Below are 23,071 nucleotides of genomic sequence, written 5' to 3'. Positions count from 1 at the left end.
CCGCGGCGCGGAATCGCTCTGTGCTACTCCGCGGGCGGCGAGAGCGGCTGAGTGGATTCCTCGGCCGTGTCGCGCCGTGGTGGCGCGGCGTCCCAGTCCTCGTCGGCGTGCAGCCGCAGTTCCTCTGGCGAAAAGGCATCCGTATGCATCGATGTGTCGGCGCGCCGGGGAGTGTCGTCACTTCCGTGCGCGCGCGGAACTCGATCCAGCAACGCGATCACCTCGCTCACATCAGCCCTCTCGCGATCGGGGAGATCTGAGAGGAGTTGATCATCGGCAAGGCCTGCTGACAGCGATTCGAGGAGGTCTGCCGCATCGTCGACGATATCGGCGCGGTGCGCTTCGACACCGTGAACGAGCCACTTCGCAAACTCGAGCTCAGCGTGAAGGCGTGCCCGAACACGCATCGCGCCATCGGGCGCCCGAACGGACGCAGCAGCGTAGGCCGTGAAGACATCGTCGGCCGCGTCCGGAGCCGAGGCTGTCCAGTGCATGTCGATCGCCGGATCGCCGATCGCCAGACCATGCCAATCAAGGAGCCCTGTCAGACGAGGTTCACCGGTGTCATCGTCATCAAACAGGAACGACGTGGTCTGAACGCCACCGAGAACAACTGTCGACTCGTACGACCAGAGTCGCTCGTCTTCTGCCGCTTCTCGCCACCGCACCATGAGCCGCACGGGAACACGGCCGGAACGGCCGATGACATCCAAGAGCTTTTCCAGGTCTGCTCTGGCGTCGGAAGGGGAGCGTTCTGGCAACCCGGCTGAGCGCACGATTGACGGGGGAAGAGCGTGAATACGCGCAATGCCCCGTCCGAGCTCGTGGGCGATGCCGCGCCCGCGCGGGACGTGTGCCGCCTCGACCTGATAACCCGGAAGGTAATCAGTGACGATGACGCGGCTGTCGAGAACCGGCGCAGAACCCAGGAACTCAGGTGCGTCAAACGGGAGCAAATCCCGAACACCGTGTGTGAGCGCACGCAGGGCGATGAGCTCGCTTTCGGCATCTGCCAGCGCATCGTCATCGGTCGGAATCCGCACAACCAGATCGCGCCCGTCAGAGAGCGTCGCGATAGCGGCGTCGTACCGGCCCGCTCCCTCCGCCGTGAGCCGGCGGGCCCCGACGATTTCTGCTCCCGAGAAGGCTGCCGTGGCGGCCGCGGCTAGAGTGAAGGGAGATCGTGCCATGCCGCCCAGACTAAGTGGGGCGAGGCACGGTTTTTCCACGCCACGCCCCGGAGAGAGGGAGTCAATGCCTGTCTCGCAACAGATCCGCGGGTTCGACCGTGCCGCCGAGCGGCGCCAGGATGAGGAACTCATTGCGCGCTTGCGCGCGACGGAAAGCACTCGCGTCCTCGTGATCCGTGTCGATGCGGCCCCCTTCTCTTCTGATGACCGGCCCGAGCCGGTTTTCGTTCCACCATCCGCTGTTGTGGGGGACGCATCGTGGGCCTACGCCGGGCGTCATTCGCAGGGTGAGGTTCTTATTGCCGCGCTCGACCCTTATGCAGACGAACCACAGTGGCTTGCGAGCCTGGGTGTACGTACCTTCCGTGAGATCGGTCCTGCGCTCGGTCAGGAGGACCTTGAGCTCTTCACCGTTGGCCTTGCCCTGTCGCGCTGGCTCGTTGGCCATGGTTTTTGTCCGGCCTGCGGCGGCGAAGCACGCCTGACGAAGGCGGGATGGGCGCGCACCTGTCAGCGTTGCGCTCGAGAGCACTTTCCGCGCACAGACCCGGCGGTCATTGTCGGCATTGAAAGTCATGACGGCGAACGCTTGCTGCTGGGCGCCAACGCGGCGTGGGGCGGACGCATGTTCTCGTGCTTCGCCGGATTTATCGAGGCTGGCGAGTCGGCAGAAGAAGCGATTTCCCGCGAACTCCTCGAGGAATGTGGCGTCTCGGTGCACAGCGTCCGCTACCTCGGGTCACAGGCCTGGCCGTTTCCACGGTCGCTCATGCTGGGGTTCCTCGCCACGGCCGATGATGAGACCAGCGTTGTTCCCGATGGTGAGGAGATCATCGCCACGCGCTGGTTCACGCGGGAAGAGATCGGGCGCGGTCTCAGGGGAGAGGCAGAGTTCTCTCTGCCGCGGGGACGATCGATTTCGCATCGCATCATCCGTCTGTGGCACGCCGCGGGTGAGGAGCTGTGAGCGTTCTTGATGCGCTCGACAGCCGCCAACGGGAGGCTGCCGAAACGCTCCGCGGTCCTGTGGCCGTTCTCGCGGGCGCGGGAACGGGAAAGACGCGTGTCATCACCCACCGCATTGCTCATGGCGTGGAAACGGGTGCGTACACGCCGAGCCGTGTTCTCGCTCTCACCTTTACGGCGAAGGCCGCCGGTGAGCTGCGCGGCCGGCTGCGCCAGCTTGGCGTTCCCGGCGTTCCCGCTCGGACGTTTCACGCTGCCGCTCTCGCCCAGCTGAATTTCTTTTGGCCCACCGTCGCTGGCGACACGGCGCCGGCCATCGTCGACAACAAGGTGCGTCTGCTCGCGCACGCCGCGGATACGGTCCGGCTCTCGCCCGACAAGAACACCCTGCGCGATATCGCCTCGCAGATCGAATGGCGCAAGGTGACGATGCGTTCGATTCCCGAGTACGCCGCGCTGGGGCGGACGGTGGGGAGGGTCAGCACAGATCAGCTGGTCGATCTCATGACGGCCTACGAGACGCTGAAGGACGAAAGGCGTCAACTCGATTTCGAAGACGTCCTTCTAGCCTGCGCGGGCATGATCGAGTCCGAACCGCGCGTCGCCGTTGCGATTCGGGAGCAGTACCGTCACTTCACGGTCGATGAGTACCAGGACGTCTCGGCGCTGCAGAACCGGCTGCTCGAACTGTGGCTCGGCAAGCGCAGCGATATTTGCGTCGTTGGCGATGCGAGCCAGACGATCTATTCCTTCGCCGGAGCTGAGGCTCGATATTTGCTTGAGTTCGGCTCGCGTTATTCCGATGCGACGGTCGTTCGACTGGAGCGAAACTACCGATCCGTTCCGGCCGTTCTGGACGTCGCGAATGCGCTCATGCGTGACAGGCCTGGCGCGCTCCGCCTCGAATCGGCTATGTCGTCCTCGCCTGCCCTGCGACCAACGGTTTCGGAGCATGCGGACGAGAGCAGCGAGGCCAGTTGTGTCGCTGCCCAGATTCGCAGCCTTGTGAACGGTGACGGTGGGGATCCTGTGCCGGCGAGTGACATCGCCGTTCTGTATCGTTCTCACGCTCAGTCCGCTCTCCTGCAGGGGGCGCTTTCCGCGGAGGGGATACCGACGACGGTCCTCGGAGGTAAGCGTTTTTTCGATATGCCCGAGGTGCGTCAGGCGATCATGTCGATTCGCGCCGCGGCTGTGTCACCCACCGATCTGTCGTTCGCGGACGCGGTTCGCGACATTCTGCGGGGTCTGGGGCACACTGACGATGCGCCCGAGGCCGGGGGAGCGTTGCGTGAGGCATGGGAGGCGCGGAGCGCCCTGCTCCGCCTCGCGGAAGAGGCGCCGGGAGGGGCCACGATGCGTGGCTTCGCGGACAGCCTCCTCGCCAGGGCGCAGGACCAGCACGAACCGGAGCTGCGCACCGTGACCCTCGCAACGCTCCATTCCGCGAAGGGCCTGGAATGGCCTCATGTCTTCATGATCGGCGTCTCTGAGGGGCTGCTGCCGATTTCTTACGCAACGACGCTTGAGGGCATCGACGAAGAGAGACGCCTCGCCTACGTGGGAATCACCCGTGCTGCGCAATCGCTGCGTGTGTCGTGGTCTCGAGGCGGGGGACGATCCGCACGATCCCCATCGCGTTTCCTTCGGGAGATCGGCACAGACACGTTGCCTCCGGCCGGTGCGATCGCCACCGGCGCCTCCCGTCGGCGCTGATCGTGACCGATCGCGAGACACCGTGCTCCGGCGAGCCCGCGATGCGAGAAATGAGGGCGGAAGCATGAGTGGCGATCGCCCGTCCCGGAGGATGTTCTGTGGCGTGGGTGATCAGCTGCGCTGCGATGGCGGGCCACGCGGCGTCGCGCCGTTTTTCGTGTTCCCAGATGCATGACAGGCATGCCGTCGATCCGGGCACGATGTGTGGGCCCACGCTGACGCGCCGCGTCATAAACGCGATCGGAATGTGCGGCACATCGTTGGCGACAAGGCGTGCGGCCACGTGGGGCGGCACCACCCCGGGACTGAGCACAACGGCAAGGCGATCCCGTGACGCCAGGGCGTCTTCGGTCGTCGCGCGAGAGACGACGAAGCCCGCCGATTCGAGTCCGTCGATCGCGCCCAGCACCACGTCGTGGGGAACACCGTTTGTTGCGAGAAGCGAAACGGCGCGCGGTGTGCGTCTTTCCCGCAGAGCGGGAGCGATGTGTGCGAGAAAGTCGCTCGTCTCGCGTGCTGTTGCGCCGAAGGCTTCCGCCGCGCTGGCGATGTTCCCGCGAGGGATTCCGACTTTCAGGATGCTCAGCAGTTCGAGCTGCCACGTTCGTGGGTCATCGAGGACGATGTGACACGGCGATGTGCCCAGCTGCGCGACCGTCTCGTCGCGCCAGAAGAGCGGATACTCGGGATCGAGTTCGATCGTCGCCATGGCACGATTGTGCCCGCGATCGGGCGGGAAAAATGAGTTGTCCACAGGGCGATCGAAGAAAACACCCTGTGGACACCCGTTTGAGCGCTCGTGGATCAGACGGGGCGTGGCCCTTCGTCCTGGCCTGCGTCGTCCGGACCGTCGGCCTCGGCGAGCAGCTGATCAAGCGCCTCGTCCATTTCGTCACGTGGAGCTTCCTCGCCGCGAGCGGCTGCTTCGAGACGCGCGATCAGACCGGCCGGATCGTCGATGTCCTCGGCTGTTGGTGCGAGGTCGGGGTAATCCCAGAGCGCGTCTCGCGCTTCGGTTCCGACAGCGTCACTGATGGCGCGCCACATTGCGGCGGCCTCGCGCAGTCGCCGCGGGCGGAGCTTCAAGCCGACGAGGGCGGCGAGGGCGTCCTCAGCAGGTCCTCCCGTCGCGCGGCGTCGCCGAGTCGCCTCTGCGATCCTGTCGAGCGAAGGAACGCGCGCCGTTGCCTCGGCCGTGACGACGTCGACCCAGCCTTCGATCAGCGCCAGCATGTTCTCCAGCCGCGCGAGTGCCTGCTCCTGGGCCTCTGATTGCTGAGGCAACAGGGCACCACTGCTCAGGGCGTTCTGCAACTCGGCGGGCTCCGACGGATCGAAGCGCGATGCCAGGTCTTCGAGCGCCGCAGTATCAACCGAGATGCCACGCGCATAGTCCGTTACCTGACTCATGACGTGCAGGCGGAGCCACTTGGCATGGCGGAACAGGCGGGCATGGGCCAGCTCGCGTGCCGCGAAGAACAGCGCCAGCTGATCCTCGGGGATTTCCAGGCCGTGGCCGAGGTCGGCGAAGTTCTGCGGGAGAATCGCCGCGGTGCCGGCTGGCATGACGGGAATACCGACATCGCCGCCCGAAACGGTCTCGAGGGAGAGCTTGCCGATCACCTGTCCGAGCTGGGCGGCGAAGAGGGAACCCCCCACCTGACGCAGCATCTTTCCGGCACTCTGCACGAAGTCCTGCATGTCTTCCGGCGCCTGCTCGCGCATGGCCTCGGTGAGAGCATCGGCGATGCTCGTGGCAACCGGCTCCGCCAGCTCCTGCCACACGGGAAGCGTTTCCTCCACCCATTGGCCACGCGTGAGCACGCGCGCGGGCTGGGGAAGCGGGGGAAGTGTTGTGACCTCGCTGAGCCAGAGATCGGCCAGGTGAAATGCCTGATCCAGTTCGGTGTGTTGGCCGGCGGTCACACCGCGGTCGTCGCGGTTGGCGATGTGGAGGGCGCCCGTACGGGTGGCATCCCACGAAATTGTTCCGTCGCCCGGTGCGTTAAACGCACCCTGCAACGCCCCCATCATCTGCTGGAGCTGCGCGGGATCAACGTGGATCCCCATGTTCTTCAGCTGCTCGAAGTCGATTCCGCCCATCCCGGGGCCGCCCTCGCCGCCGAGCATCCGGCGGAGCATCTCCTGGAAGTCGTCTTCCGGGTTGTTGTCGTCGGTCACGTCTGCCGCCTTTCAGGACGCTTGTGCACGCGACCTGCCCGTTCCCCGGGCGCCATTCAGGTGGTCCACGCGCTCAGGTCCTACGCTAATCGGATGCGCCACTCGGCGGCTGCGCGATGCCGAGAGACGTCGTACGCCCGCCGCGAACGCGCCGGCGCGAGAAGGAGAATTGTGACGCTTTTCGAGCAGACAGCTGAGCGGGGACCCGCCCGGAGGCCGTTGCCGCGCCGCCTTGTCGTCGGTGCCGTGTCCCTGATGGTCGCTCTTGCGATGCTCGTCGTCATGACGTACCTGCCAACGGGCTACGTCCTGCAGCGGCCGGGGCCCGTCTACAACACCATTGGCGAGGTGCCAACGGGGGAGAGGACCGCGGACGGCGATGTCGAAACGCTGCCGCTGATCGAGGTGGACGGCGCCGAGACATACGAAACAACGGGTGTCCTCGACCTGACAACAGTGCAGGTGGTGGGGAACAGGGAAAATTCGATTTCCTGGATCGAACTGGCGATCGCCTGGTTCGACCGATCCCGCGCGATCGTCCCGATCGAGGCGGTCTTCCCCTCCGGGGTCACGACCGAACAGCGCGAAGAGCAAAACGCGGCGATGATGATCGACTCTCAGGGCCAGGCCGCCGCCGCCGCGTTGATCGAACTGGGCTACGACGTTGGCACCGATATTCGGGTGATCTCGTTGGCCGATGAATCACCGGCTGCCGGGCTGATCAACGAGGGCGACCGGATTCTCACGGCCGGCGGACAGAGCCTCGCCGACGTCACGGAGCTGCGAGAGATCATCAACTCTGGTGATGGTGACCCCGTCGAGCTGACGATCGAACGGGACGGTGAACAGCGCACCGAGACGGTAACGCCGACCCAATCGACGATCGATGGCGTGCCATCGTGGGTGATCGGCGTGAGCATCTCTACGACCTACGATCTCCCGATCGACGTCACGATTCAGCTCGATAACGTCGGTGGTCCGTCCGCGGGCATGATGTTCGCGCTCGGCATCATCGATGTCCTCACAGAAGAAGATCTGACGGGTGGGCACACGATCGCCGGTACGGGAACGATCGACGCAGCAGGAACAATTGGTCCTATCGGCGGGATCCGGCAGAAACTCTACGGAGCGCGTGACGCCGGAGCGGAGGTTTTCCTGGCACCCGCGGCGAACTGCTCCGAAGTTATGGGCCATATTCCGCCCGGCCTCGAGGTCGCCAGCGTTGAGACCCTCGATGATGCTCTCACGGCCGTGCGGGCGGTTGCTGCTGGCGAGACAGAAGATCTGCGAACCTGCTGATTTCTCGTCACGTTCCGATGACGAGCGGAGCCCATCCATAGACTCCGCACATAGGATTATCGGGTGACCACGAACTCAACGCAGAAACCGGCCACATCGCCATCCCCCATTAGACGCGTCGTCGTTGTGACGGTCGTCGTTATCGCCGCATTGCTTGTGGCGTTCTTCGGGCTGGCGAGCCTCTATACCGACTTCCTCTGGTTCGATCAGCTGGGCTTTGCCTCCGTGCTGACAACACAGTGGGTCGCAAGGGGCGTGATGTTCGCGATCGGATTCGTGGGAATGGCCGTGCCTGTGTGGCTCGCCATCTTCCTCGCATACCGTCTGCGGCCCGTCTACGCGCGACTGAGCTCGCAGCTTGATCGCTACCAAGAAGTCGTCGAGCCTCTTCGCCGCCTCGGCATGTGGGCCGTTCCCGTGCTGTTCGGTTTCTTTGCGGGCTTTGCGGCGTCCGCGCAGTGGCAGACGACGTGGCTCTGGATGAACGCGGTGAACTCCGGTCAGACGGACCCGCAGTTCGGCCTCGACACCTCGTTCTACATGTTCGAGCTGCCGTTCTGGCAGGGCATCGTCGGCTTCGCTTCCGCCGTTGTCATCCTGTCGCTCCTCGTTACGGGCCTTGTCAGCTATCTCTACGGCTCGTTGCGCGTCGGCCAGGGAGAGCTCAGCATCTCCAAGCCCGCCCGCATCCAGATCGCGATTCTCGCCGGCGTGTACCTGCTGCTGCGGGGCGTGAGCATCTGGCTTGACCGTTTCGCGTCGCTCGTGGCGCCCACCGGACGCATCACCGGTCCCGACTACGTCGTGGACAACGCCCTGATTCCCGGTCAGACGATTCTCGCGGTTGTTGCCGCCCTCGTCGCGATCCTCTTCCTCGTTACCGCCTTCGTCGGTCGCTGGCGTTACCCCCTTGTCGCAACTGGTCTGCTGATCGCTACCTCGCTCGTTGTCACGATGGCGCTGCCGTGGGGTATCCAGACGTTCCAGGTCACGCCGAACGAGCGCGCCCTGCAGCTGTCGTACTTCCAGCACAACGTTGATGCGACGCGTGCGGCCTACGCGCTCGACCAGATCGAAACGATCGAGTACACGGCTGAGACCGAGGCGGAAGCTGGGCAGCTGCGCGATGACGCAGCCACAACGGCCTCGCTTCGCCTGATGGACCCGGCGATTATCAGCCCGACGGTGCGTCAGCTGCAGCAGTACCGCCCGTACTACGGCTTTAGCGAGACGCTTAACGTCGACCGTTACGAGATCGACGGTGAAATTCAGGACACGGTCGTCGCCGTGCGTGAGCTGAACCTCAACGAGCTCGGCGCCAGCGCGCAGTCCTGGGTCAACACGACCATGACCTACACCCACGGCTACGGCCTAGTTGCCGCTAAGGGTAACGAGCGCACGAACGAGGGTGAGCCCGTCTTCATCGAGGGTGACATTCCCTCGCAGGGCTTCCTCACCGACCGTGAGTACGAGCCGCGCATTTACTTCGGCGAGAACTCGCCCCCGTACTCGATCGTCGGTGGCCCCGAGGGCGGCGACGATGTTGAGCTGGCGTACGCCACGGGATCGGGCGAGCAGAACCAGGTGCTCACAACGTTCGATGGCGACGGCGGGCCGAGCATCGGCTCGTACTTCCACCGCCTTCTGTATGCGCTGAAGTTCCAGTCGGAGCAGATCATCTTCTCCGACCAGATCAATAGCGAGTCGCAGGTTCTTTACGATCGCAACCCGCGTGAGCGTGTCCAGAAGGTCGCTCCGTACCTCACCCTCGACAACAACCCGTACCCGAGCGTCGTCGACGGTCGCGTTGTATGGATCGTCGATGGATACACGACGAGCGCAACCTATCCGTACTCCTCTCAGGTCAGCCTGTCCGAGGCGATCAGCGATTCGGCCAACCCGCAGCCCAACCTGCTGATTGACGACGTCAACTACATCCGCAACTCGGTGAAGGCAACGGTCGACGCCTATGACGGCAGCGTCACGCTGTACGCCTGGGATGAAGAAGACCCCGTTCTGCAGACGTGGCAGAACGTGTTCCCCACGACGATCGAACCGATCTCCGAGATGTCCGGCGATCTGATGAGCCACGTCCGTTACCCCACGGACCTGTTCAAGGTGCAGCGCGCCATGCTCGGCGTCTACCACGTCGACTCGGCCAATGCGTTCTATCAGCGTGACAACGCGTGGGAGACGCCGGCAGACCCGTCCAATCAGACGATGCTGCAGCCGCCGTACTACCTGACGATGCAGATGCCCGGCCAGGACGAGCCGACGTTCTCAATGTTCTCGACCTTCATTCCTGAGGGTGGCGAGCGCCAGGTGCTGATGGGTTACCTGGGGGTTGATTCGGATGCCGGTAACGAGTCCGGTGAGGTGCGCGAGGGCTACGGAACGCTGCGAATGTTGCAGATTTCTTCGGCAAGCACGGTCCCGGCGCCCGGGCAGGTTCAGAACGCCTTCAACTCTGACTCGGCGATTGCGCAGGACCTCAACGTTCTCCGCATCGGAGACTCGGAGGTGAGCATGGGCAACCTGCTGACGCTTCCTGTCGGCGGCGGTCTGCTCTACATGCAGCCCGTTTACGTTCAGTCGTCCAGCGGAACGTCCTACCCGCTCCTGCGAAAGGTGCTGGTGTCCTTCGGTGACCAGCTGGCCTTCGAAGACACACTGGCGGATGCGCTCGACGCGCTGTTCGACGGTGATTCCGGCGCGGAGACGGGTGATGACGACATCGACCCCGTCGCCATCGAGGACATCATCGCTGACGGCGGCCAGCCCGGAACCGATCCGGATGCTGGTTCGGTCGACACGGGTGACTCCGACGACACAACAGCGCCGGCGCCGGCTCCCGACGCAGGTTCGGTTGCTGACCTCCTTGCCCAGGCGCAGACGGAGATGGACAACAAGGCGAACGCTCTTAGCGAGGGCGACATGGTGGCCTACGCTCAGGCTGACGCACGCCTGATGGACATCGTCGAGGCGCTGCTGGCGCTCGAAGATTGATGCACCAGATCTGACACGGACGAACGGCCCGAGAACCGCATGGCTCTCGGGCCGTTCGTCGTTTTCGCCCGGCCGGTGCATGACAGAATCGACGTATGCCGTATGCCGTTCTCCTCCGCTCCACAGAGACAGCCGCGTTCGAGGTCCCCGAAGCCCAAACGCTCGAGGAAATCGAACAGAACCTGCGCGCTCAGGTGCGAGAGGGTCACGAGCTCACCGATATGCAGGTGCACAGCCCCCGTGGAGGCGGTCACATCGTGGGAACGGGCGCGAGCCGAAAGCTCGAGTTCCGAGAGATTCGAGGTGACGATCGCGAGGCGCTCCTCGCATCGGTCCCCGAAGGCTGGCAGGCACAGTCCATCTGGTGGGAAGACTGATCTCTGGTTGGACATAGTGGTGCGCTGCCCGCCGTCCTGATCAGGACAGCGGGCAGCGCACCACTATGTCGTTACTGGCCGCTCTGAATGAGCTCAGCGCACTTTTCGCCCATCATCATCACGGTGATGTTGGGGTTGACCGTGGTGATTTCTGGCATGGCGGAGGCATCAACGACGCGCAGGCGGTTCACGCCCTTCACCCGCAGCTGCGGGTCCAGAGGCGAGCCGTCATCCTGACCCATTTTGCAGGTGCCGACCGGGTGGTACACGGTGTTGTGCGTACGAACGATGTAATCCTCGAGCTCTTCGTCCGTCTGGACATCGGAACCGGGGAACAGCTCGCGGCCCGCCCATGCGGACATGGCGTCCTGCGCGACGATCTCGCGCGCCTTGCGGATACCGGCGATCATGACGCGCATGTCATGGCCTTCCGCATCCGTGAAGTAGCGCGGGTCGACGAGGGGCTTGTCACGATAGTCGCGACTGCGCAGACGCACCGTCCCTCGGGACTTCGCGTGTGTCACGTTCGGCGTGAGGCAGAACGTGTTTTCTGAGGTGGGGTAGCCCTGGCGAAGCGTATGCATGTCGAACGGGACGGTTCCGAAGTGCATCATCAGGTCGGGCCGGTCGAGGCCCGCCTGCGTCGGCGTGAAGATGCCGATCTCCCACCACTGTGTTGACTCCTCCGCCATCGGCTGCTTCGCCTCCCATGCGATAACGCCCTCGGGATGATCGGCAAGGTTCTCGCCGACGCCGGGGGAGTCCACACGCACATCGATGCCGTGTTCGAGGAGGTGTTTCTTCGGCCCAATTCCTGAAAGCATGAGCAGCTGAGGGGTGTTGATCGCTCCGGCCGAGACGATGACCTCTTGCCTGGCAGAGATGCGGGTCGTGCGGCCGAAGGCACCCGTGACAACGCGCACTCCTACGCAGTCATCGCCGTCGAAATCGAGTTCGCGCACCCACGTGTCGGTCAGAATCGTCAGATTAGGGCGATCGAGGATGGGGTGCAGATACGACACCGACGACGACGAGCGCGTGCCGTCCGGAAGGCGGTTCACCTGGAAGAAGTTTGCGCCGTTGATCACGGTCTCACCCGTGTTGAATGTGACGCGGGGGATACCTGCCTGCTCGGCCGCATTCAGGAGCGCGACGCCAGCGGGATCGTTGGGCGGGACGTTCATGAGGTGAACAGGGCCGTTCTTGCCGTGGAGCGGGCCGTCATCCTCGTTGGTTTCGAGCTTGGTGAACAGAGGGAACGTGTGTTCGGAGCCCCAGCCCGTCGCACCGAACGTGTTTTCCCACTCATCGAGATCCTCGCGGGGCGCCCAGAAGGCGATGCACGAGTTGTGTGAAGAGCACCCCCCGAGCACTTTCGCGCGGGCATGTCGCATGAAGGAGTTGCCGTGCTCCTGCTTTTCGATGGGATAGTCCCAGTCGTAGCCGGATTCGAGCAGCTCCATCCAGCGATTTAGCGTCAGAATGACGTCCTTGTCGGCGTCAGTCGGACCAGCTTCGATGAGGCCAACCGTGACCTGCGGATCTTCGGAGAGCCGGGCCGCAACGGCGGCGCCCGCCGACCCGCCGCCGACGATGACGTAGTCGAATGTGTGCGTTGTTTCCACGGGGGAGTCTCCTTGCGTCACGCGTTGTGCTCGGGGAACCAGCCGGTTACCGCGGGGGTTAGGTTGTGATAAATGTGCTTGGCTTCCTGGTACTCAGCAAGGCCCGTCGGGCCGAGCTCACGCCCGAACCCTGACTGCCCGAATCCGCCCCATTCCGCCTGGGGAAGGTAGGGATGGAAATCGTTGATCCAGATGGTGCCGTGACGCAGACGACCGGCGATGCGCTGGCATCGTCCTGCGTCTTGTGTCCACACGGCGCCGGCCAGGCCGTAGATCGTGTCGTTGGCGATGTCGACAGCTTCGTCCTCAGAGTGGAAGGTCTCGACGGTGACAACGGGGCCGAACGCCTCGTCCGTCACAACCGACATTCCCCGCGTGACCTGGTCGAGAACCGTCGGCATGTAATAGAAGCCGCTTTCGAGTTCACCCGTTCCCCACTCACCTCCGCAACGAATGCGGGCGCCTTCGGCAACGCCGCGGCGGACGTATTCGGTGACCTTGTCGCGGTGGGCAGCCGAAATGAGCGGGCCGGTTTCTGCGTGCTCGTCGAACGGGCCCCCGAGTCGAATTGCCCTGGCGCGTGTGACCAGCGCATCAACGAAGCGCTCGGCGATCGAATCTTCGACGATCAGTCGCGCGCCTGCTGAGCAGACCTGCCCGGAGTGGACGAACGCGGCATTGAGGGCGTTGTCGACGGCAGCATCGAAGTCGGCATCAGCGAAGATGACGTTGGGATTCTTGCCGCCGAGTTCGAGCGCGACCTTCTTCACCGTTTTTGCGGCATTCTGTCCGATGATGCGCCCCGTGAGCAGGCCACCCGTGAACGAGACCATGTCGACGTCATCGTGGGTTGACAGCGGTCCGCCGGCGCTTGTTCCGGCGCCGAGGATGAGGTTTGCGACGCCGTCCGGCAACCCCACCTCCTGCAGAACCTGCATCATGAGAATCGCGGTGTGGGGGGTCAGTTCGGCTGGTTTCAGAACAAAGGTGTTGCCCGCCGCGAGGCAGGGTGCGATCTTCCACGCTGCCTGCAGCAGGGGGTAATTCCAGGGGGTGATCAGCGTGCACACGCCGACGGGTTCGTACACAATGCGGCTGACAACGTTGGAGGATCCGGCATCGACGATGCGACCGGCATCATTCGCTGCGAGCTTGCCGAAGTAATCGAAACACGCGGCGATATCGTCCATGTCGATATCGGATTCGACGATTCGTTTGCCCGTGTCGAGCGACTCGGCGCGAGCGAACTCGGCCTTTCGTTCCCGGAGCCGAGTCGCGGTGCGCAGAAGCAGATCACCGCGTTCAGCAGCGGGGGTGCCGGCCCAATGGCCGTTGTCGAAGGCGGCGCGGGCCGCCTTGATCGCTGCGATGGTGTCCACTTCCGTTGCTTCGTCGACCGTGGCGACGAAGGCACCGTCTGCGGGGCAGATGATGTCTCGGGTGTGGCCCTCCTGGGCGGAGACCCACTCTCCGTTGATGAACAGGGTATTCGGCATGGTCGATGCCTCTCCTTCTCGGTGCGTCGTGGGGTCAGTCATCGGCCGGCGACGGGAAGTCTTCCTGCCAGTCGAGGTCCTGGTGGTTCTCATCGAGATTCGACGAATCCGATTCCGCCAGGCGCAGGAACTCCATGTGCGATTCATAGTGGCTAATGACGTCGGCGATCAGTTGATCCGACGTGTAGCCATACACGTCGTATCCACGCGAGCCGTTCTGTGTGAATACTTCGAGGCGGTAGTAGACGCCCTTTTCGGTCGTCGTCCGGAATGCGAACGATGGCGTCTGGTACTCAACGGGCCAGATTTGGTATGTGAACTCTTCCGCATCGTCGAGCACGACGTGAAGTTCAACCTGGTCGATTCCGGTATCGGCAACAGGCGTGGATGCGATCGTGACATCGGCTCCGGCCTTGCTGAGCTCCGCGGCGATGGCCTCCAGCGCGGGGCAAGCCGTCTTTTGTACGTACCGATCGACAGCGCTGCGCCCGGGGAACTGCGTGGCGCGCGCGAGGCGTTGACGCCAGGTAAGCGCTGATTCGCCCCCTCCGATGCTTCCTGGCATCGCGATGCGATAGCCGTCGGCGTAGGTCTCTTCGCGTCTCAGCATGCGGTAAAGGGAAACCATCACCAGGTACATGACGACGGAGAAGGGCAGACCGATGATGAGCGTGGCGCCCTGCAGCGTCGTGACACCGCCCACAATCAGCATCGCGAGAGTGAGCAGCCCGGTCAGCAACGACCAAAACACGCGCAGGGCGGTGTTTCCATCCTGCTTCGCATCGGGGATCCGCGAGGTGAAGTTCGACAGCACGAGTGCTCCGGAGTCGGCGCTGGTGACGTAGAACAGCAGGCCGACGAGCGTCGCGAGGCCGATGATCAAGGTCGCACCCGGGTACTGCTCGAGCAGGGAGTAGAAGGCACGCTCAGGAGCGTTGATGGCGACATCGGCGAAGGAGCTGTTGCCGTCAGCCACGATGCGCAACGCCGAGTTGCCGAAGACCGAGACGAAGATGACGATGAACGCGAACGGAACGATGAGGACGCCGGTGACGAACTGACGGATTGTCCGGCCGCGGGAGATGCGGGCCAGGAATAGGCCAACGAACGGTGCCCAGGCGATCCACCACGCCCAGAAGAACAGCGTCCACCCGTTCATCCACTCCGTCATGAAGCCTTCACCGAACGGCGAGGGCATACTGCTGGGTTCAAGCTGCTCGAAGGCGAAGGTGTTGAGCATCATCGACGCGAAACCGGCGATGAAGTCCCCGATGTTTTGGATGAGCGCGTTGATGAGGAACTGCGTTTTATCGGCGATGATGACGTAGACGAGCAGAACAATCGCCAGCACGATGTTCAGCTCGGACATGCGCCGAATGCCCTTCTCAACGCCCGAGACCGTCGAGAGAGTTGCCATGATGATCGACAGAACGATCAGACCGATTTGGGCACCGACGCCTTCGGGGATGCCGAACATCAGGTACAGGCCGTAGTTGAGCTGGACAACGCCGATACCGAGGCTGGTGGCGATTCCGAACACAGTGCCGAGAACGGCGGCGATGTCGACCGAGTGTCCCAGCCATCCATCGATTCGTGATCCGAATAGCGGTCGGAGCATGGAGCGAATGCTGAGAGGCATGCCGCGCCGGTATGCGAAGTAGGCGAAGGCGGCACCCATCAGGGCGTACATTGCCCAGCCGGTGATGCCGTAGTGGAAAAGTGTCCAGACAACGGCCTGGCGCGCGGCGCCGATGGACTCGGCCTCGGGAGCTGACCCGTCGAATGCGGACGGCGGTTGCACGAACTGGGCGATCGGTTCGGCAACCGAAAAGAACATCAGGTCGATGCCGATGCCGGCCGCGAACAACATCGCGGTCCACGTGAAAAGGTTGAAGTGCGGCCGCGAGTGATCGGGGCCGAGGCGAGTTGACCCGACCTTCGAGATCGCGATGAACAGAACGAACCCGACGATGATGGTTGCTGTCAGGACGTAGTACCAGCCGAAGTTCGACGACACCCAGGACACGACGGCGTTGATCGCCGTGTCGGCGTTGTCGGGAAAGAGGATCGCCCAGAGGGCAACAGCCAGGATAACGACGCTCGAGCCGATCAGGACGGGCCAATTGGGGGCGGGGGAGCCTCTGCTCTCGCCGCCGCCGCCGCCGGTCATCGTTGTCCTCGTGGGCTGAGACACAGGTCCTCCAGAAGTTGTCGACTGTTCGCCTGCTATGCCCGTGACTCTGGCAAACGGACAGCGGTTACACAAGGCCTTTCGGCCCCGGGTGATATACGCCATGAGACTCGGTTCCGGGGCGAGAAGCGGGCCGACACTGGCCGAAACTGCACCAGTGAGTACAGTTTACAGGCGTGTGAGCGCCCGTCTACTCGGACATCCGTTCCATGCGTCCTCATCACTCAGCGCGGATCTGCCACGATGTCTCCATGACATCCGAGGCCCAACCTGTTGAGCACGCCCGCGCACCGATTGCCCAGGCGCTGAGCGATCTCCTGGAGCAGGTGCGTGGGGAGGACCATGGTGGTGCCGTCGCCGATTACATTCCCGAGTTGGCCAAAGCGGATCCGAACCTCTTCGGCATTGCGGCGTCTACCGTGTTCGGGCGAACGTACGCCACGGGCGACACGACCCACGAGTTCACGATCCAGTCCATCTCGAAGGCGTTCGTTTACGCGTTGGTCGTTGACGAGCATGGGATTGACGACGTGCGATCGCATGTCGGAGTGGAGCCCAGTGGTGCCCCGTTTAATGCCATCAGCTTTGATAGCGCTGGTCGGCCGATGAACCCGATGATCAATCTCGGTGCCATCACGGCGACCTCCTTGCTCGGACAGGGCGGAGCTGACGAACGCTTTGACAGCATCCGGCTGGGCCTGTCGCGTTTCGCCGGACGAGGACTGCAGCTTGACGAGGCTGTGTATCGATCCGAGGCATCGACGGGGGATCGCAATCACGCGCTGGGTAGCCTGTCGCGGGCCGAAGGGATGCTCCGCGGCGCGGTTGATGATGTCGTCGACGCCTACTTCCGCCAGTGCTCCGTTCTGGTCAACGTCACCGACCTCGCGGTGATGGCCTCAACGCTTGCGGCAGGAGGCGTGAATCCCGTGACGGGTGATCGTGTTGTCGGCGATGAGGCCGCGCGTCATACCCTGTCGGTCATGTCCAGTAGCGGCATGTATGACAGGTCAGGTGACTGGATGGTGGACGTGGGCATGCCGGCGAAGTCGGGTGTCGGCGGCGGCATCGTCGCGATTACGCCGGGAAAGTTCGGCATCGGAGTGTTCAGCCCTCCTCTGGACGCGGTCGGAAACAGCGCCAGGGGCGTTGCCGCGCTGAAGCACCTCGCACATGAATTTGGGTTCCACCCCTTTGCACGTTCGTCGGTTCCTGTGAGCCCCATTGAGGCAATCGATGCGGACGACACCACCCATCGCGTCACCGTGCACCTCCGCGGAGAACTCGATTTTGTCGCGATGGAGCGAGTTGCCGTTGAACTGCAACGCGTGCTGCCCTGGTACGACACGGGCGAGCTCACCGTGACCCTCGACGGCGTGACGCAACTCAATCCGATCGCTGCCCGTGCTCTTCACCGCTTTACGACCGAGGCCGCTCGCAACGGGTTCGCCTGTGAATTCCGGGACCCGAATCAGCTCCTGGGGTTGTCTTGAGACGTGATCGGTGAGGATGCGGAAGCGAACGCTCCCTCGACAACAACACGCAAATACAACGCCCGCTCGACAGCACTGAGAAGGACACGCCCGCGCTGGGTCCACGCTCGCTGCGCTTCCTTCGGTTTTTGCGAGTGTGCTCCCGCGCGGGAGTCGATGCAGTGCGGAGGAGTTCTCTCCCGAGCGGTGGGGCAGATATCGAGGAAAAGCAGTAGGCCCCGTCTCCGAGGAGACCGGGCCTACTGACGACGTGGTTGCGGGGGCAGGATTTGAACCTACGACCTCTGGGTTATGAGCCCAGCGAGCTACCGAACTGCTCCACCCCGCGGCGTAGTCTCTAGTTTACCTGCCGTTCGCGCACGAGCAAACCGGCTCGTCTCCCCGCGTGGCGCGAGGCGCGAGAGGACGAGTGCAACGCAGAAGGCCCCGTCTCTTTCGAGACGGGGCCTTCTGACTTACTGGTTGCGGGGGCAGGATTTGAACCTACGACCTCTGGGTTATGAGCCCAGCGAGCTACCGAACTGCTCCACCCCGCGGCGTATCCCTAACTCTACTCGCTGTTCAATACAGAGCAAATCCGGACCCGTTTGGGGCCTACTTCGGGCGTGTCTGAGCGGATCCTGGGCGCGTGGTTGGATGGGGTCATGGCTCACGGGAACACGGTCGGAATAGCGGTGGCGCAGTTCGCGCCGACCGATGACGCAGACGGCAACGTGCGGCGCATCGCCGAGTTTTCCCGCACGGCTGCAGAGCGCGGAGCGAGTGTTGTTCTCGCGCCCGAGTACGCCAGCTTCTTCGTGAACCCCATGGACGAGCGGCTCGCGGAAAACGCGCAGCCGCTCGACGGTCCGTTTACTCGCGCTCTCGCCGAGCTGTCCCGTGAGAACTCCGTCACCATTGTCGCGGGACTTGTGGAGTCTGCTGCGGGCAGCCGCGTTCGCAACACTGCCGTTGCTGTTGATCACACCGGCGTCGTTGCGGCGTACCGAAAACAACACCTGTACGACGCGTTCGGGCAGACGGAGAGCCGCTGGATCGAGCCGGGAGAGCTCGGCGCTCCGCAGACCTTCGACGTGGCGGGGCTGCGTTTCGGTCTGATGACCTGCTACGACCTCCGGTTTCCCGAGCTGTCGCGCGTGATCGTTGACGCGGGCGCCGATGTCATCCTTGTTCCGGCGGAGTGGGTGCGTGGCCCGCTGAAGGAGCACCATTGGCGTACTCTCGTCACGGCCCGTGCGATCGAGAACACCGTGTACGTTGCCGCAGCCGATCACTCGCCCCCGATCGGTGTCGGCAATTCGCTCATCGTTGACCCCAGCGGCACTGCCGTCGCCGGAGTGGGGACCGAGGACGCTCTCGCGATTGCTTGGGCGTCGCGCGCTCGCCTTGACGAAACGCGTACGATCAACCCCGCTCTTGCCCTGCGGCGTTATCGCGTCGAGCCTCGCACCTGATGAGGCTGAGCGCCCCGCGCGAGTAAACGTGCGAAGCAGCCGGCGTTACGTGCCGAGCGTGCTCAGCCGGCGGGCCGCTTCGTCGAGTACCTCGGCTTTTTTGCACGCGGCGAAACGCACGAGTGACGAGTACCGCGGGCGGTGGGCCGCTGTGACGAATGCCGTGAGGGGAATCGCAACGACTCCGGCCCGCGCGGGGAGTTCGCGGCAGAACTGCACGGCATCCCTGCCGCCGAGGGGTGCGGCGTCTGCCACGGTGAAGTAGCCGCCACCAGGATCAGATACGGCAAAGCCCGCCGCCCGCAGACCCGCGCCGAGTACGTCCTTCTTGCGGCGCATTTCCTCTGCAATGCCCGAGAAGAACTCCTTCGAGAGTCCGAGGCCCGTGGCAATTGCGGGCTGAAACGGCGAGCCATTGACGAAGGTGAGGTACTGCTTCACCGTCAGGATCGCTGTTAGCAGATCGGGCCGCGCCGTGACCCAGCCGATCTTCCATCCGGTGGTGCGGAACGTCTTCCCGCCCGAGGAAATCGACACGGTGCGCTCCGCCGCTCCCGGTAGCGTTGCGAGGGGCGTGTGTGCGCTGCCAAAGACGAGGTGTTCGTAGACCTCGTCGGTGACGATGATCGCATTGTGACGGTCCGCCAGCTCGACGATCTTCTGGCGGACCTCGGCGGAGAACACCGTTCCCGTCGGGTTGTGCGGATCGTTGACGAGGATGATGCGCGTGCGGTCGCTCACGGCGCTCTCCAGCTCGTCGAGATCGGGCTGGAAGTCGGGCCAGCGCAGCGGAACCGGCCGCAACGTTCCTCCCGCCAGGGCGATGCTCGCCGCGTACGCGTCATAAAAGGGCTCGAAGACGACGACCTCGTCGTCCGGCCCATCGATCAGGGCGAGCAGGGTTGCCGCGAGAGCTTCGGTCGCCCCTGCTGTGACCAGGATTTCGCTACCGGGATCCCATTCGAGGCCGTAGAAGCGCTTCTGGTGCGCCGCAATCGCGTGCAGCAGCTCGGGCACACCCCTACCGGGCGGGTATTGGTTGAGCCCCGCCGAGATGGCCCGCCGCGCCGCGTCGAGCACTTCCTGTGGTCCGTCCTCGTCGGGAAAGCCTTGCCCGAGGTTAAGTGCGCCGGATTCGGCCGCAAGCGCGGACATCTCGGCAAAGATGGTGGGGGAGACCTCGCCATCGGGGCCGAGTAGGCCTGCTCCGCTGGCGGCTCGGCGCCAGCCTCCCGTCACGTATTGCATGCGCCAACGTTATCGGGCGGGGAACTCACGGAGCCACCAGATCGCAAACATAGGTTTGTCATAGAGTCCGGGCGCACGATGAGGACGAACTTGGCAGAAGGAGCAGTCATGAGCAACGACAACGCCACCCCCGTCCCGCCGCTTCCCGAGCGATCGGCGGCCGAGGCCGCGGCCAGCGCTTTCTCGCCGGCGGCTTCATCCCCGCCAGCGACATCGGCGTTCCCTGAGATGGGCCCGCCGAACGGTGCGCCGCATCCCCCTGCGCACGAGCCCGTCTACCAGTGGGCGCCCGCGCCTCCCGCGAAGCCGGTCGCGAAGAAGGGCCTCACAAGCGGCAAGGTCACGGCGCTCGTTCTCGCAGCCGTTCTCTTCGGCGGCGGCGCCGGATTCGGCGGCGCCTGGATCGGCGGAGCGTTTGGCCCCGGAGCTTCTTCTGCCGTCGTGTCGAGCGACCGCGGCACGCAGGGCCTCACGATCAACAACCCGTCGGACGTCAACGAAACAGCCGCGATCGCCGCCGCGGCCCTTCCGAGTGTCGTCACTCTCGAGGTGGGCGCAACAGACGGCTCATCGGCCGGCAGCGGCTCCGGTGTGATCCTCAGCGAAGACGGTTACGTGCTCACCAACACGCACGTCGCGACACTCGGCGGCTCTGTTGCCGACCCTGCCATTCGGGTCACGGCAGCGGACGGAAAGCTCTACAACGCCACAATCGTCGGAACGGACCCGACGTACGATCTCGCGGTAATCAAGCTCGAGGGCGCGAGCGGGCTGACACCGATCGAGTTCGCCGATTCCGCTGAGCTGAACGTCGGCGACACCTCGGTGGCAATCGGAGCGCCCATGGGGCTGGCGAACACCGTGACAACCGGAGTGATCAGCAACCTCAACCGATCGATCGAGATCGCCTCTTCTGCCGCTCCCGATGACACGGAGTCCTCCGACAGCCCCGACGGGGAGAACCTGCCGTGGTTCTTCGACATCCCCGGACAGGAAACACCGCAACAGCCGCAGACCAGCGAAACGATCAAGATCGCGGTTCTGCAGACGGACGCGGCAATTAACCCGGGGAACTCTGGCGGTGCACTGGTCGACAGCGACGGAAAGCTGATCGGGATCAACGTCGCGATCGCCACCGCCCGCTCCACAAGCGAAGAGGGTGGTTCGATCGGTCTGGGCTTTGCCATTCCGTCGAACATCGCTCAGCGGGTGGCGAACGAGATCATCGACAATGGCTTCGCGACGCACGGTCTTCTCGGCGCCAGCGTGCGCCCGGCCTCGAGCGTTCAGGGAACGACGACGACCGGCGCGTACGTGGCCGAGGCTGTCGATGGCGGAGCTGCCGCAGCCGGAGGCCTCCAAGAGGGCGACGTCATCACCCACTTCAACGGAGTGCGTGTGAGCGACGCTATCGACATCACGGCGCAGGTACGGGCAGCGGCTGCCGGCAGCGAGGCGACGGTGCGGTATATGCGTGATGGCGAAGAGTTCGAGACCACCGTCACGCTCGGCGCGCTCGAGTAGTTCGACGCGTACTCGAGCAACTCAGAAGGACGCCATCCCCGGGTATTACGCTCAAGGGATGGCGTCCTTCTCCTTTGGCGCGGGCAACGCCGCGAAGCTTGCGCGCATTCCCCTCTACGGCGCGGGACGTCTGGTGACACTGCTCCTTCCGCGTGGGGAACGTTGGGTGTTCGGGTGCGGGGCCGGCATCGCCGACGGCGCGCTGGAGATCTGGCGCCTAGCACGCGAGCAGGGAGTTGACGCAGTGTGGCTGACGTCCTCCGACGAAGAAGCGCGTGAGGCGGAAGAACGCGGCATGCCACACACCCGGAAAATGTCGTGGCGCGGGTTCTGGGCAACCGCGCGGGCACGCGTTGCAGTTGTCACACACGGCTTCGGCGATGTGAATCCCTACGGGGTGACGGGCGCCTTCGTCGCCCAGCTGTGGCACGGTATTCCTCTCAAGCGCATCGGGCTCGATGCTCCCGAGATGGTTCGAAGCGCCTTCCTCCCGGGCTCGGCGGTGGTGCGCCGCGTGATCGCCTGGATGTATCGCAGAGCGGCGCAACGTATCGGCGCTATTCCCGTCGCCAGCCATTTCGTGCGCGGCCGCTTCGAATCGGCGTTCGGTATTGCCGATAGCGCGATTGTTGTCACAGGGGAGCCGCGTGTGGACGCACTCTCGCGCGGCAGTGATCGTGAACGTGAAACGCGCGCGCGAGAGATTCTTCTTCGACACCTCCCTCACGTGGGCGATCGGCGCCTGGTGCTGTATGCGCCGACGTGGCGCGACGGCGATCCCGATCCCGGCGTTCCTACTCCGAGCGAGTGGCGCGAGATCAGTGAGCTCGCCGAACAGCACGACGTCACCTTTGTCATCCGTTCTCATCGGCTCGGCGAAGGAAACTATCGCCCCGGAATTGACACCGATCGAGTCGCGCTCCTCGGAGCCGATGTCCTCGCCGACATCACCCCCGCGCTTCCCGCATTTCACGCTCTCATCACGGACTACTCATCTCTCGTTTACGACGCCACTCTCGTTCCGCTGCCGGCACTCTTCCTCGCGCCGGATCTCGAGCAATATGCCATACGCCGGGGGTTCTACGGACGCTACGAGGACGTTGCTGCCGATGCGGCCACGACATGGCACGAGCTGATTCCGCGAATCGACACACTCCTCGGGCAGGATGGGGAGCGCGACCGTCTTGTTGTCCGCGCACGTGAGCTCAGCGAAAGCGTTCATGCGTTCCGCGACGGACAGAACGGCCGCCGCATGCTCGCCGCAATCTTCGCGCGAGTGGGGAAGGCCTGACGTGGGAGAACACG

At 64.1% G+C, this 23,071-nt stretch carries 15 protein-coding genes and 2 tRNA genes; 9 read left to right on the top strand and 8 right to left on the bottom strand.

Annotation, left to right across the window (positions count from 1 at the left end):
* Positions 1-23 precede the first annotated feature (23 nt).
* Complete coding sequence (locus G6N81_RS03425; protein WP_165133096.1) at positions 24-1,190, bottom strand: phosphotransferase; 1,167 nt, start codon at positions 1,188-1,190, stop codon at positions 24-26.
* Between the two features lie 64 nt (positions 1,191-1,254).
* Here G6N81_RS03425 and nudC point away from each other — a divergent pair, with 64 nt between their 5' ends.
* Positions 1,255-2,157, top strand: coding sequence for an NAD(+) diphosphatase (gene nudC / locus G6N81_RS03420; protein WP_165133093.1), 903 nt, complete (start codon positions 1,255-1,257; stop codon positions 2,155-2,157).
* The gene (locus G6N81_RS03415; protein ID WP_165133090.1) at positions 2,154-3,872 is read left to right on the top strand and encodes an ATP-dependent helicase; all 1,719 of its coding nucleotides are present in this window, start codon (positions 2,154-2,156) and stop codon (positions 3,870-3,872) included. Before nudC ends, G6N81_RS03415 begins: the two co-directional genes overlap by 4 nt.
* A gap of 804 nt (positions 3,873-4,676) precedes the next feature.
* Here G6N81_RS03415 and G6N81_RS03410 read toward each other — a convergent pair.
* Positions 4,677-6,014: a zinc-dependent metalloprotease gene (locus G6N81_RS03410; RefSeq protein WP_165137682.1), complete on the bottom strand. Its 1,338-nt coding sequence runs from the start codon at positions 6,012-6,014 to the stop codon at positions 4,677-4,679.
* 210 nt (positions 6,015-6,224) lie between these two features.
* Here G6N81_RS03410 and G6N81_RS03405 point away from each other — a divergent pair, with 210 nt between their 5' ends.
* The 3 genes from G6N81_RS03405 (at position 6,225) to G6N81_RS03395 (ending at position 10,735) form a co-directional block, all read left to right on the top strand.
* Positions 6,225-7,352 (top strand): YlbL family protein, encoded by a 1,128-nt coding sequence (locus G6N81_RS03405; RefSeq protein ID WP_241245049.1) that lies wholly within the window; start codon positions 6,225-6,227, stop codon positions 7,350-7,352.
* Between the two features lie 63 nt (positions 7,353-7,415).
* Positions 7,416-10,358: a UPF0182 family membrane protein gene (locus G6N81_RS03400; RefSeq protein ID WP_165133084.1), complete on the top strand. Its 2,943-nt coding sequence runs from the start codon at positions 7,416-7,418 to the stop codon at positions 10,356-10,358.
* A gap of 95 nt (positions 10,359-10,453) precedes the next feature.
* Positions 10,454-10,735, top strand: coding sequence for a hypothetical protein (locus G6N81_RS03395; RefSeq protein WP_165133081.1), 282 nt, complete (start codon positions 10,454-10,456; stop codon positions 10,733-10,735).
* Between the two features lie 71 nt (positions 10,736-10,806).
* Here the strand turns inward: G6N81_RS03395 and G6N81_RS03390 are convergent, their stop codons facing one another.
* Genes G6N81_RS03390 through betT form a run of 3 tightly spaced genes read right to left on the bottom strand, consistent with a single transcriptional unit; the run spans position 10,807 to position 16,050 of the window.
* The gene (locus G6N81_RS03390) at positions 10,807-12,360 is read right to left on the bottom strand and encodes a GMC family oxidoreductase (protein ID WP_165133078.1); all 1,554 of its coding nucleotides are present in this window, start codon (positions 12,358-12,360) and stop codon (positions 10,807-10,809) included.
* A gap of 17 nt (positions 12,361-12,377) precedes the next feature.
* Positions 12,378-13,856, bottom strand: coding sequence for an aldehyde dehydrogenase family protein (locus tag G6N81_RS03385; protein WP_165133075.1), 1,479 nt, complete (start codon positions 13,854-13,856; stop codon positions 12,378-12,380).
* A 34-nt stretch (positions 13,857-13,890) separates the two neighbouring features.
* Entirely contained in the window at positions 13,891-16,050 is a 2,160-nt protein-coding gene (gene betT, locus G6N81_RS03380) for a choline BCCT transporter BetT (RefSeq protein WP_241245048.1), read from the bottom strand.
* A 248-nt stretch (positions 16,051-16,298) separates the two neighbouring features.
* Between betT and glsA the strand changes: the two genes are divergently transcribed.
* Positions 16,299-17,540 (top strand): glutaminase A, encoded by a 1,242-nt coding sequence (gene glsA / locus G6N81_RS03375; RefSeq protein WP_165133072.1) that lies wholly within the window; start codon positions 16,299-16,301, stop codon positions 17,538-17,540.
* Positions 17,541-17,791: 251 nt separating this feature from the next.
* On the opposite strand, the gene G6N81_RS03370 is transcribed toward glsA, so the two are convergent.
* Positions 17,792-17,868 (bottom strand) — tRNA-Met (locus tag G6N81_RS03370).
* A 131-nt stretch (positions 17,869-17,999) separates the two neighbouring features.
* Positions 18,000-18,076, bottom strand: a tRNA-Met gene (locus G6N81_RS03365).
* 108 nt (positions 18,077-18,184) lie between these two features.
* On the opposite strand from G6N81_RS03365, the gene G6N81_RS03360 reads away from it, so the two are divergent.
* On the top strand, positions 18,185-18,994 hold the full coding sequence (locus tag G6N81_RS03360) for a carbon-nitrogen hydrolase family protein (protein WP_165133069.1): 810 nt from the start codon (positions 18,185-18,187) through the stop codon (positions 18,992-18,994).
* A 45-nt stretch (positions 18,995-19,039) separates the two neighbouring features.
* Here G6N81_RS03360 and G6N81_RS03355 read toward each other — a convergent pair whose 3' ends face one another.
* A complete protein-coding gene (locus G6N81_RS03355; protein ID WP_165133066.1) occupies positions 19,040-20,242 on the bottom strand; it encodes an aminotransferase class I/II-fold pyridoxal phosphate-dependent enzyme in 1,203 nt (400 codons plus the stop codon).
* 108 nt (positions 20,243-20,350) lie between these two features.
* Between G6N81_RS03355 and G6N81_RS03350 the strand changes: the two genes are divergently transcribed.
* Together G6N81_RS03350 and G6N81_RS03345 are read left to right on the top strand one after the other, a co-directional pair.
* Complete coding sequence (locus G6N81_RS03350) at positions 20,351-21,766, top strand: S1C family serine protease (RefSeq protein WP_241245047.1); 1,416 nt, start codon at positions 20,351-20,353, stop codon at positions 21,764-21,766.
* A 58-nt stretch (positions 21,767-21,824) separates the two neighbouring features.
* The gene (locus G6N81_RS03345; protein WP_165133060.1) at positions 21,825-23,057 is read left to right on the top strand and encodes a CDP-glycerol glycerophosphotransferase family protein; all 1,233 of its coding nucleotides are present in this window, start codon (positions 21,825-21,827) and stop codon (positions 23,055-23,057) included.
* The last annotated feature ends 14 nt before the right edge of the window (positions 23,058-23,071 follow it).

Origin of the sequence: Microbacterium amylolyticum (genome assembly GCF_011046975.1) — a bacterium.
Taxonomy (GTDB): Bacteria; Actinomycetota; Actinomycetes; order Actinomycetales; family Microbacteriaceae; genus Microbacterium; species Microbacterium amylolyticum.
The sequence above is the reverse complement of the archived record's forward strand: the minus strand, read 5'-3'. Positions and strand labels throughout refer to the sequence as shown.

What these genes read in the sequence shown, in the direction of transcription:
- G6N81_RS03355 (WP_165133066.1), bottom strand. Translation starts at nt 20,242, where the DNA reads ATGCAATACGTGACGGGAGGCTGGCGCCGAGCCGCCAGCGGAGCAGGC.
- G6N81_RS03410 (WP_165137682.1), bottom strand. Translation starts at nt 6,014, where the DNA reads ATGCTCCGCCGGATGCTCGGCGGCGAGGGCGGCCCCGGGATGGGCGGA.
- G6N81_RS03350 (WP_241245047.1), top strand. Translation starts at nt 20,351, where the DNA reads ATGAGCAACGACAACGCCACCCCCGTCCCGCCGCTTCCCGAGCGATCG.
- G6N81_RS03425 (WP_165133096.1), bottom strand. Translation starts at nt 1,190, where the DNA reads ATGGCACGATCTCCCTTCACTCTAGCCGCGGCCGCCACGGCAGCCTTC.
- G6N81_RS03360 (WP_165133069.1), top strand. Translation starts at nt 18,185, where the DNA reads ATGGCTCACGGGAACACGGTCGGAATAGCGGTGGCGCAGTTCGCGCCG.
- G6N81_RS03385 (WP_165133075.1), bottom strand. Translation starts at nt 13,856, where the DNA reads ATGCCGAATACCCTGTTCATCAACGGAGAGTGGGTCTCCGCCCAGGAG.
- nudC (WP_165133093.1), top strand. Translation starts at nt 1,255, where the DNA reads ATGCCTGTCTCGCAACAGATCCGCGGGTTCGACCGTGCCGCCGAGCGG.
- G6N81_RS03395 (WP_165133081.1), top strand. Translation starts at nt 10,454, where the DNA reads ATGCCGTATGCCGTTCTCCTCCGCTCCACAGAGACAGCCGCGTTCGAG.
- G6N81_RS03345 (WP_165133060.1), top strand. Translation starts at nt 21,825, where the DNA reads ATGGCGTCCTTCTCCTTTGGCGCGGGCAACGCCGCGAAGCTTGCGCGC.
- glsA (WP_165133072.1), top strand. Translation starts at nt 16,299, where the DNA reads ATGACATCCGAGGCCCAACCTGTTGAGCACGCCCGCGCACCGATTGCC.